A 10,644-nucleotide genomic window follows, 5' to 3' on the forward strand; every position below is an offset into this window, starting at 1 on the left:
TACCTCTCATCAACACGAATGGGCCGAAAAAGCCAAGCAAGGTGATCCTGAATTTCAGGATTATTATTACATGTATGATAATAAATGGATCCCAAATCAATATGAGGCCACTATGCCGGATATATTCCCTGAGAGTTCACCGGGAAATTTCACTTGGGTGCCTGAATGCAATAAGTGGGTCATGACAGTTTTTCACAACTATCAGTGGGATTTGAATTTTATGAATCCCGCAGTTTTCAGTGAGATGTTGGATAATATTTTATTCTATGCAAACCTGGGAGTAGATCTGCTCCGGATTGATGCCCCGGCATTTATTTGGAAGCAAACAGGGACTAGTTCTCAAAACCTACCACAAGCTCACACCTTACTTCGATTAATTAAACAATGTGTGGAAGTGGCAACACCCGGCATGGCTCTTTTGGGAGAAGCCATTGTTTCACCTAAGGAGATTTTGAAATATTTTGGTACCGGTGAATTTATGGCCAAAGAATGTGACTTTGCCTACAATGCCACTCAAATGGCTTTGCAATGGGATATGTTAGCATCGGGAGAGACTAAAGTGATGCTAGCTGCACAACAAGAAATTCTAAAAAAACCATTTGGGGTCAGCTGGATAAATTATACGAGATGTCATGATGACATTGGCTTGGGCTATGATGATCATATGATAGAGATCGCAGGGAAAAATCCCTTTTCTCATCGGAAGTATTTAAAAGAATACTTTTCTGGCATTTACCCTGGAAGCCCGTCTAAAGGAGCTTTATTTTCTTCTAACCCCAAAACAGGAGATGCAAGAATCAGTGGATCGCTTGCCTCCTTATGTGGATTAGAAAAGGCAATTGATGAAAATTCCGAAGAAAATATTTCTCTGTCGATACAAAAAATAGTACTCATGCAGGCTCATTCCTTCTTTTTAGGTGGTTTACCCATGATTTTTTATGGAGATGAAATTGGCTACACAAACGATTATAGCTATTTGAAAGACCCAGGGAAAAGCTATGATAATCGATGGATGCATCGCCCAGTTATAGATTGGGAAAAAGTAGAAAAAAGATCAATTAAAGATAGTATTGAGCATAAAGTCTTTGATTCCACAAAAAAACTAATCTCTATTCGGAAAAAATTAGAGGTAATTAAAGATCATAAAAATTTAATCTGGCTTTCTCCGCACAACATTCATGTCGCTGGATATTATAGGTTTTTTGGAGATAAAAAGTTCTATGGAATATTCAATTTCAGTTCCAGCACATCTTATTTGACCTGGTATGCATTCAAAGAACATAAACCTATTCCAGAAAAACTTGTTGATCATTGGACAGGAAAGGAATTTACGGTTGGCCAGGACAATGAATACCTCATTTTAGAGCCATATGGATTTTACCTCTTTGAGCCATTAACTTAAAACTTACCCTCCAATTCAGGTTTTGACTTCAAGATACTAGATTCTCGGATTACCAATTCCGTTTTTATCTCAAGGGTTTCATCTTCTCCTAAGGTGTTATTCTTTAGAAGGTCGATTAATATCTCAGTGGCTTTTATTCCCATTTGAAAGCCATGCTGATCCACTGAGCTTAAACTCGGAGTAACCAAGCCTGCCAATTGCCAATTACTAAATCCCAAAACTCCGATTTGATCAGGAATTATATATTTTTTTGACTTGAGAAAATACCAGTTTTAAAGAGCCAAAAGATTCAAAACAAAAAAAGAAGCGAAGGCTTCTTTTTTTGTTAGATTATTTATTTGAATCTTAAAAATCTCGGTTATTAATCACATAGCCAATGGATACATAAAACATTTGTGAACTAGTTGGTCTGTAATCAACACCTGGGACGTTTATTTTCTGATTTTCTGTTTGTAAATAATCACTGAGATAATATTTAAATCGAATAAAGTTCCCTTGTTCATTTTTAAACTCTGCAAAAACAGAAGGGAGGAAAGTATTGGTTCGATCATCAAACCAAGCGCTGGACTTCCTCTTTTCTCCATTTACATATACTTTTTGTTTATAAGCAACTGCAAATTCCGCTTCAAAACCAGCTGCAAACTGAAAGCCTTCCATATCCCCAACTTTTAGAGCGATTGGTATTCCGACGTTATAAGTTCTTTGCTTGATCCGGATCGAGTCATTCAGATCATTTATCATACCTACATTTCGAAGGTTCAATCCTGTGTAAAAACCAAACTTATCGCTAAAGTCATAATGAAGTTGTTGGCCGAAATTAAAAAAAGGCGTGAATCTCGGGATTGTTCCAGTCTCCAATGGTTCAGCTTCCAAAATCCCAAAGGAAAGAATTGTTTCCCCTGTCGATGCAGTGTAGGCTTTTTTAACAGAAGGAGTTTGTTGTGCCAATAAGGTAAAAGAAAAACAACAGAAAAATGAAAGTAGCAAAAGTCTTTTCATGAGTATCAGAATTAAGTTCAGATAACGATTAAATGATAACTGTTTGTAAATCACAAAAGTTTATATTCTCAGGATTACAAGAATTATTAAAAGTTGTAGCCCCGCTAGGAATCGAACCTAGATCTAGCGTTTAGGAAACGCTTGTTATTGGACTATTTTTTTACCTATTGATTTTCAATATTTTACAAAATTCTATTGCAGTAAAACACATCCAAATCACTCTCTAACTGCAAGATTTACTGCAAGGTAAAATTCATGTTCTGTAAATTTTTGTCATCCTCACGGGTACCACCTACTTCGTAAGGAGTGAGGAAGTTCAAAAAATCAGATCTGACTTATCGTCAAAAGTAGATAGGTAAGGATCTCAAATTCTTGTCCTCCTCATGGGGCGAAGATGCAAACCCTAAACCCAGTTCCAGAAATAATCTCATTCAAATATTTATTCCGTTGTCTTATTTCTCCAGAAATTGGAATCTTTCTGTACCGAAGTTCGGATGATTTGTTGATGAAAGATCTGCATCCGTGAAAAATATGGATTGCGAAAAAATAAAATATGGCAGATTGGAGAGATAATGGTTGGCATTATGGAACCTGGTTATAGAAAATAAAAGGCTTTTTAGAGGCGTGGGATTAAGAAATGGCAGAACGCGTCCAACTCGACTTTTGGAGAGTACTTTACTCCAACAAAGAAGAAGCTCGATTATTACTTTTTGCAGAAATGAAGCTTCCAGGAGAGGCATGGCTTGAATTCAAAATACTTAAGCAAACTGCTACCTTCCGACCAATGGGTTTATCCGGTAGATTATATTGGTATTCCGTTTTTCCATTTCATGGGTTTATTTTCAATGGGATGCTAAATAAACTGTGTAATTGAAGTATGGTTAATTAAAGAAAATTTAACTTTTTCAATAACCTAAAATCTCATTATCTCGCTAAACCCCTGTATATCTGGAATTAAATCTTAGATATATATCAATTAAAGTCTCAACATCTACTTTTTATTCCTTTAGACTTCCAATTTTATTATGTAAATTTATTTTACTAAAAAAATTTTTAGAAGTTATTATCACTCACACTATAATTTGAAATATTTTTAATAGCAAGACAATTTTTATTAACCAAAACCAATTGATTATGAAAAATTTAAAAACAAGAATGAGCATGTTTACGCTAATATTTGTAGCGAGTTTATTGTTTCTAATCACCGGATGTATTAATGACACTCCAAACCCTGCTGAACCCGCTTTAAGTGAAGAGAACGTTATCATGTATCGAATGGATGGGAACATGGAAGATTATAAAACTTTCTCCATTGAATCCTTGATTGCCAACCAAGGTACGAAAGCCATAAGTGCCAGGCTAATAAACCTATCTGCCAATGGCCATTTTACGAATCCATTGGGCGATAATAAACACACGTTTTCCATAATGCAAAATAATGGTGGTGTGAATGGGGCCTACATCATCAAAGGCGGTTTCATAGGAGAAATACATATGACTAGCGAATGCATTGTCGTGGAGGGCAACCGGGCTGTAGTTTCTGGCCAAATCACCAAAATTTCAGGTGACAACCCTTTTGGGCTTGTTTTAGGCGACTATTTGTATTTTTGTCATGAGGACAATGGGGAAGGCAAGAATGCCCCTGCAGACAGGAGCAATGCTTATTTTTTGGTAAGTAGAGGGGAGAGTCCAATCTGTGACCTTTTACCGCCAAGTTATTGGAGTACTGAATTGGATGAATGGGTGGACGTACTCGATGATTCTGACCAAATCCAGATCAAATAGATTAAAGGTATATTGCGAAATAAATACTGTTTCGACTCAAGGAAAAAGCCACTTTTTAATCGAAGTGGCTTTTTCAGTATGAATATGTGCCTAATTTGCACCCTAAAAACATAAATTACTGACAATCAACACTTGTTAAGTTTGGAGTCAAACCTAATACTTATAAAAAATTTGAAAATGAGCGTCGATTTTGCAACTAAGAAAAAGTTTATTCTCGACCTTCTCACAAGGATAGATGGAAAATTTTTAATCCCTCTGGAAATTGGGAAGAACTATCAGGAAAAATTCTTCCTTTCTCGGGAAGTGGTAGTAGTAGAACCTGCCAAACACTTACATAAAGTTTTTCAAGCCTTACCTAAAGAAGGATTAATCCAAAACATGGGAAAAGGTTCTGACTTGCGATATGGCATTTCTAAAAGGATGAAAAACCCTATTACCCTTAATGCTGGGTTTATAGATTATTACATTAGAAATTCATCAGTTCCAATTGAAGGATAGATAAACGATCCGATTAGACCCGTCTAGTAAAGGGATGGATTTTAGGATAGTTCAAAAACCATTCGCTTCATTGGTTCACCTGCTTATTTATTTCTCTCATCCCGTCAAATTAGAAAATGATCAAACATTTGGAAACGTCTGGATTGTAAAACCAAAATCTTTAAAGTTTCCCAAAGGAAAATTTGAACCAAAGCCTGGAAAAGTGTCCCCCGGAAATAAAAAAACCCTCATACGATATGTAGAAGGTTTTTTTTGTAGCCCCGCTAGGAATCGAACCTAGATCTAGCGTTTAGGAAACGCTTGTTCTATCCGTTGAACTACGGGGCCAAAGAAAATTGTCACGCAAGATAAAAGAAAAGCCCGCTTTTAGACAAATATTCTTTAGCCAACTTATGGCTTTACAAGGATTTACACTATCTTTGCACTCCAAAATTAGGATGGACGGGTTCCATCCACTCACTAAATACAACAAATTTATGTCAGTAAAAATCAGATTAGCACGAAGAGGTAGAAAGAAAATGGCTATCTACGACGTGGTTGTAGCTGATGCAAGAGCTCCACGAGATGGACGCTTCATCGAAAAAATCGGGGTTTATAACCCTAACACGAATCCTGCTTCAATTAACATCAACAATGAGCGCGCTCTTAAATGGTTGTTAAACGGAGCTCAGCCAACTGATACCGTTAAAGCTATGCTTTCTTACAGAGGTATCATGCTTAAAAAACACCTTCAAATTGGTGTATTGAAAGGTGCAATCACTCAAGAACAAGCTGATGCGAAGTTCGAAGCTTGGTTGAACGAAAAAGATACAAAAATCGCTGGAAAAGCTGATTCCATCACTAAGGCAAAAGCTGACGCTCGTCAGAAAGCTTTGGATGCAGAAACTGCTAAAAACCAAGCGAGATTGGATGCTATTCAAGCAAGAGAAGATGAGCAAAAAGCTCTTCTAGCTGCTGCTGAAGCTGCAAACAATCCTGCTCCTGCTGAGGAGGCTACTGAAGAAGCAGCTCCTGAAGTAACCGAAGCCCCTGAGGCTCCTGAAGCTTCCGCAGAAGGCGACGAAGCAAAAGCTTAATAAAAAAATCTCCCCATGAACAAGGAGCAATGCTTTCAATTAGGCTATGTCGCTAAAGTTCATGGACTTCGTGGAGAAGTAATGTTGGTGCTGGATACCGATAATCCTGAGGATTATGAAGGTCTAGAACATCTCTTCTTAGAGCAAAAATCCCGGCTGGTGCCGTTTTTCCTGGAGCACTTTGTACTCCAACCCGGAAATAAAGCATTGGTCAAATTTGAGGATTATGATTCGCTCGATCAGGTAGAAGAATTAGTAGGGACAGAAATTTATCTTCCGCTAACTGAACTACCCGAACTGGAAGATGACCAATATTATTTCCACGAGTTGATCGGATTTGAGGTCTTTGATGAGACCAAAGGTTTGATTGGAACTGTCCAGATCGTTTATGATTTGGAAACACAGGATCTCCTCGGGGTGACACATCAGGGTAAAGAAGTTTTGATACCCATTCAAGACGGAATTATCCAACAGGTGGACAAGGCAGCAAAAAAAGTTTTCTGCCAATTACCCGAAGGTTTACTTGAAATTTATTTGGAAGACTGACCCATGCACATTGATATCATCACAGTGGTCCCAGGATTGTTGGACAGCCCCTTTGCACATTCCATTCTGAAAAGAGCGGAAGACAAAGGATTGGCAAGCATCCGGGTGATCAATTTGAGAGATTATTCAGTGGGTAAACAAAAGCAAGTCGATGATTATGCTTTTGGTGGTGGAGCCGGAATGGTCATGATGATCGAGCCTATCGCGCGATGCATCGAAGCACTTCAAAAAGAGCGTACTTATGATGAAATCATTTATATGACGCCTGATGGAGATACTTTTGACCAAACCATGGCCAACGCTCTTTCGCTTAACAAAAACCTTTTGATTCTTTGTGGTCATTACAAGGGAGTTGATGAGCGGGTGAGGGAGCGATTCATCACCAAGGAGATTAGCATTGGAGATTTCGTGCTTTCCGGAGGAGAATTAGCCGCTGCGGTTGTTGCCGATGCGGTGATCAGACTCATCCCGGGAGTGTTGAATGACGAAACTTCGGCTTTAACAGATTCTTTCCAAGATGGCTTGCTGGCACCACCAGTTTACACAAGACCTGCAGAATACGAAGGGATGAAAGTTCCAGATGTATTGCTTTCAGGCCATGAAGCCAAAATAAATGAATGGAGATTTGAAGCGTCGGTTCGTAGGACCCAAGAAAGAAGGCCTGATTTACTCAGCAAACAGGAAGAGGGATCCAACGATACAGCATCGAACGAGAAGTAAATAAATAAGCCACAGAGATGGCAAAAGCGAAAGCATAAAAAAATAAAGCTATGAGCGACCTAATTAAAATAGTAGAGGCAGAATACAGCGAGGCTAGAGCTAAGTTCCCTACTTTCAAAGCTGGAGATACCATCAACGTACACGTACGTATTAAAGAAGGTAACAAAGAGCGTGTTCAGCAGTTTCAAGGAACTGTGATCCAACGTAAAAACCCAAATACCAATGGCGAGACTTTCACAGTAAGAAAGATTTCTAATGGTATCGGAGTAGAAAGAATCTTCCCTATCATCTCTCCTTCGATCGAGCAAATCGACCTATTGAGACAAGGTAGAGTAAGAAGAGCTCGTCTATTCTACTTGAGAGGACGTCAGGGTAAAGCTGCACGTATCAAGGAGAAAATCAGAGTGAAGCACTAAGAGCAATTGCTCTTTCTATAGAAAAGGAACCTAGTAATGGGTTCCTTTTTTTGTTTTGAAATAGCTTAAAATTTAAAAGCATAAACTCAAATATTTTTTTAAAACAAAAATCAGAATCAGCTCGCTTTAAATACAATTCTTTGGATTTTACACCAAAATTGATTTTAACTCGTTTTAAGAATTAAGCCATTGACTATCTGATGGATACTTTCTAGCTTTAATTAAACTTATCCCAATGAATACTTTTAGCACGATCGACCCAGCAAAAAATTTAGCAGAAGTTTCTATTCGAATCTTACAAGTATTCTCAGCGATCCTAATTTGTATATCTGGATATATGGTCTATTTGGCTTACCTAGATATCATGACAGATTGGAATCTTTCATTTCAATTCTCTTTTTTTGATTATTACCCTGAGGAAAACTCCCGGATCTGGCATATGATCTTTTTTGCGATACCTGGGATTTTATCCCTCATGGGATTTTTTGTTTTGAGCTATTTAGGGAAAGTGATAAAGTCTGAATAGGCTAAATAGGAACAGGCAAGCACTTTATAAAATGCCTTCGCCTGCAAAAGGTCTACGGGAGTACAGCCCAGCAAAACTCTAATCTTCTTTTATCATTCAAATCATTATTTTAACTGACTTAACTCTAATTTGAAAGTGTAAAACTTTATCCCTTTCAAGTGGAAGTTTATCCTGCTCAGAATGCCCAAAAGCTTACAATTCCTTATCTTTGCAGCCTCAATGAATGAAAAATCTCTGAGGCCTGTCTTCAGAAAGAACTATAAAACAACCCATGAGTAAAGAAGTTCGCGTAAGATTCGCTCCATCACCCACAGGCCCCTTGCATATTGGCGGTGTTCGTACTGCCCTATATAATTACCTTTTTGCCAAAAAAATGGGAGGAAAGTTCCTTTTGAGAATAGAAGATACAGACCAAGCTAGGTTTGTTCCTGGAGCTGAAGATTACATTCAAGAATCATTAGCTTGGCTGGGAATCTCTGCGGAAGAAAGTCCTTGGAAACCAGGAGAAAACGGCCCATATCGACAGTCTGAGCGAAAGGAAAGCTACATGCAGTATGCACTTAACCTAGTTGAAGCAGGACATGCTTACTATGCATTTGATACTTCGGAGGAGCTGGAAGCTATGCGGGAAAGATTGACTGCTGCACGGGTGGTTCAACCCCAATATAATAGCATCACCAGAACTCAAATGAAAAACTCTTTGACTCTTCCTGCTGAGGAGGTTAAGGAGAGGCTTGCTTCTGGAGAGCCTTATGTCATAAGAGTGAAAATCCCTAGAAAAGAAGAGGTAAGACTTAATGATATGATCCGAGGTTGGGTGATGGTGCACTCTAGTACTTTGGACGATAAAGTCTTGATGAAATCTGATGGCATGCCTACCTATCACTTGGCAAACATTGTAGATGATCATTTGATGGGAATCACTCACGTGATCCGAGGAGAGGAATGGCTACCTTCAGCACCTTTGCACGTCTTGCTTTATAAGTTTTTCGGCTGGGAAGATACAATGCCTCAATTTGCTCATTTACCATTGCTATTAAAGCCCAATGGAAATGGAAAACTATCCAAACGGGACGGAGATAAGCTTGGTTTCCCTGTATTTCCAATCAATTGGGAAAACAAAGAAACAGGAGAAACTGCAGCAGGATTTAGAGAGCAAGGCTATTTACAAGATGCCTTTTTAAACTTTCTGGCATTTCTAGGTTGGAATCCAGGTATAGAGCGGGAGATTTTTTCTTTGGAAGAATTGATAGATGCTTTTTCCATTGAGAGAATCGGAAAATCCGGAACCAAGTTCGACATTGAAAAAGCAAAATGGTACAATGAGCAGTACTTACGAAGTAAAAGTAATCAGGAGCTTGCATTATTTATAATTGATGATGCGGCAAAGGAAGGAGTCGAAGTAAATCAAAAAGTGGCAGAACAAGCCGCTGAATTGACAAAAGGAAGAGTGACTTTCCCTGGAGATCTATGGAAGGAAAGTAAGTTCCTATTCGTTACCTTAAACTCATTTGATGAGGATATTGCTTCAAAAAAATGGAACAGCGATGCGGTAAAAGTATTGAGTCATTATGCAAAAGCTCTAAAAGATTTTGAAGGAACATTCGATGCAGAAACAGCGAAATCACTGTTGGGTTCTTCCGCAGAATCTGAAGGAATCAAGCTTGGAAAAGTAATGCAAGCAGTTCGTCTTTCGGTAACTGGATCAGGTACAGGGCCGGATTTGATGGAAGTTTTTGCTATTTTAGGACCTCAGGAAGTAGCCAAACGCATTCAGTTTGCGTTAGATACACTTCCAGTACTTGCCTAAACCAAAAAGCCATGGCTAAAAAGAAAAAGAAAGATACCGACCCAAAAGTTCACGAAGAACTAAAAGGATTCAAAATGGAAATAAATTCATTTGGAGAAATTTCTTCCAGTTTTTCCATTGATAAAATTAATGAATTTCTCAACAAAAATGTAGAGGATAAAAAACTGAAGGATAGAGATGATTTGGATTCTATCGAAGAAGAAAAGTAAAACTCCGAACTAATAAATTTTAACAAAACTAAAAGCTTCTATTTGAAGCTTTTTTGCTTTATTTAAAAAACGAAAAATCTCCAATGCCCCGAAATCATTTTTCATTATTATTTACTCTATTCTTTTCAGCTTTTTATTTATTCTCATTTTCAAATTTCGGAAATGCCCAGAACCTAAATTTCACCGGTACTGTCAAAGAAGAATCATCTGGTCAAGAGTTAAAGGATATTCACCTTTTTGTGGCAAACACATCATTTCAAACATTTTCTGATTCGCTTGGTAGATTTTCTATTCCAAACATTCCTCCCGGAAGGTGGGAATTGGTAATCAAAGGAGAGGGTTTCGAGACCATTCAAGAAACGATTGAACTTGTAAAGAATAAATCAAACAATCAGGATTTTCTACTTAAATCTGATCTGAGGATTTTTCCATTGGAATTAAAACTTTCAGAAAAAAGACGTGAAAAACTCGTACAGGAATTTTCGGAATCCTTCTTAACGGCCAGTAACTATAAAGAAGACATCCGACTTTTAAACCCAGATGCCTTAATATTTTCTGAAGATGAAAATTCAAAAGAGACTTTGGTTGAAGCAAAAGGATATTTGATTTTTGTTAATGATAAAACAGGTTTTCTTTTCACACTATATTTATTGGAGC

General features: G+C 37.9%; 13 protein-coding genes, 1 tRNA gene and 1 pseudogene. 12 read left to right on the forward strand and 3 right to left on the reverse strand.

What is annotated here, in order from left to right; translation table 11 throughout:
• On the forward strand, positions 1–1,402 hold a 1,402-nt coding region (locus Q0L68_RS10890; RefSeq protein ID WP_296702852.1), incomplete at its 5' end, for an alpha-amylase family glycosyl hydrolase.
• Here Q0L68_RS10890 and Q0L68_RS10895 read toward each other — a convergent pair.
• Positions 1,399–1,647, reverse strand: a pseudogene (locus Q0L68_RS10895) (substrate-binding domain-containing protein); the annotation flags it as partial. The gene Q0L68_RS10890 and the pseudogene Q0L68_RS10895 overlap by 4 nt on opposite strands.
• 100 nt (positions 1,648–1,747) lie before the next feature.
• The gene (locus Q0L68_RS10900; RefSeq protein ID WP_296702854.1) at positions 1,748–2,401 is read right to left on the reverse strand and encodes a hypothetical protein; all 654 of its coding nucleotides are present in this window, start codon (positions 2,399–2,401) and stop codon (positions 1,748–1,750) included.
• A 637-nt stretch (positions 2,402–3,038) separates the two neighbouring features.
• Here Q0L68_RS10900 and Q0L68_RS10905 point away from each other — a divergent pair.
• The 3 genes from Q0L68_RS10905 (at position 3,039) to Q0L68_RS10915 (ending at position 4,684) form a co-directional block, all read left to right on the forward strand.
• Entirely contained in the window at positions 3,039–3,275 is a 237-nt protein-coding gene (locus Q0L68_RS10905) for a DUF2867 domain-containing protein (RefSeq protein ID WP_296702857.1), read from the forward strand.
• Positions 3,276–3,535: 260 nt separating this feature from the next.
• Positions 3,536–4,186: a hypothetical protein gene (locus Q0L68_RS10910; protein WP_296702858.1), complete on the forward strand. Its 651-nt coding sequence runs from the start codon at positions 3,536–3,538 to the stop codon at positions 4,184–4,186.
• 177 nt (positions 4,187–4,363) lie between these two features.
• Positions 4,364–4,684, forward strand: a complete 321-nt coding sequence (locus Q0L68_RS10915) for a hypothetical protein (protein WP_296702861.1) — start codon at positions 4,364–4,366, stop codon at positions 4,682–4,684.
• Between the two features lie 255 nt (positions 4,685–4,939).
• On the opposite strand, the gene Q0L68_RS10920 is transcribed toward Q0L68_RS10915, so the two are convergent.
• A tRNA-Arg gene (locus Q0L68_RS10920) sits at positions 4,940–5,011 on the reverse strand.
• Between the two features lie 149 nt (positions 5,012–5,160).
• Here Q0L68_RS10920 and Q0L68_RS10925 point away from each other — a divergent pair.
• The 8 genes from Q0L68_RS10925 to Q0L68_RS10960 form a co-directional block, all read left to right on the forward strand.
• On the forward strand, positions 5,161–5,760 hold the full coding sequence (locus tag Q0L68_RS10925; protein WP_296702863.1) for a 30S ribosomal protein S16: 600 nt from the start codon (positions 5,161–5,163) through the stop codon (positions 5,758–5,760).
• A gap of 15 nt (positions 5,761–5,775) precedes the next feature.
• Positions 5,776–6,306 (forward strand): ribosome maturation factor RimM, encoded by a 531-nt coding sequence (gene rimM, locus Q0L68_RS10930; protein WP_296702865.1) that lies wholly within the window; start codon positions 5,776–5,778, stop codon positions 6,304–6,306.
• A gap of 3 nt (positions 6,307–6,309) precedes the next feature.
• Entirely contained in the window at positions 6,310–7,026 is a 717-nt protein-coding gene (gene trmD, locus Q0L68_RS10935) for a tRNA (guanosine(37)-N1)-methyltransferase TrmD (RefSeq protein ID WP_296702867.1), read from the forward strand.
• A gap of 50 nt (positions 7,027–7,076) precedes the next feature.
• Positions 7,077–7,442: a 50S ribosomal protein L19 gene (rplS, locus tag Q0L68_RS10940; protein WP_296702870.1), complete on the forward strand. Its 366-nt coding sequence runs from the start codon at positions 7,077–7,079 to the stop codon at positions 7,440–7,442.
• Between the two features lie 235 nt (positions 7,443–7,677).
• Positions 7,678–7,968 carry a hypothetical protein gene (locus Q0L68_RS10945; protein WP_296702872.1) on the forward strand — a complete coding sequence of 97 codons (291 nt, stop codon included), beginning with the start codon at positions 7,678–7,680 and terminating at the stop codon, positions 7,966–7,968.
• 271 nt (positions 7,969–8,239) lie between these two features.
• Positions 8,240–9,778, forward strand: a complete 1,539-nt coding sequence (gene gltX / locus Q0L68_RS10950) for a glutamate--tRNA ligase (protein WP_296702874.1) — start codon at positions 8,240–8,242, stop codon at positions 9,776–9,778.
• Positions 9,779–9,789: 11 nt separating this feature from the next.
• On the forward strand, positions 9,790–9,987 hold the full coding sequence (locus Q0L68_RS10955; RefSeq protein WP_296702877.1) for a hypothetical protein: 198 nt from the start codon (positions 9,790–9,792) through the stop codon (positions 9,985–9,987).
• 83 nt (positions 9,988–10,070) lie between these two features.
• A partial coding sequence (locus Q0L68_RS10960; RefSeq protein ID WP_296702879.1) for a carboxypeptidase-like regulatory domain-containing protein occupies positions 10,071–10,644 on the forward strand: 574 nt, incomplete at its 3' end.

This window comes from Algoriphagus sp., from assembly GCF_024642405.1.
GTDB lineage: Bacteria > Bacteroidota > Bacteroidia > Cytophagales > Cyclobacteriaceae > Algoriphagus.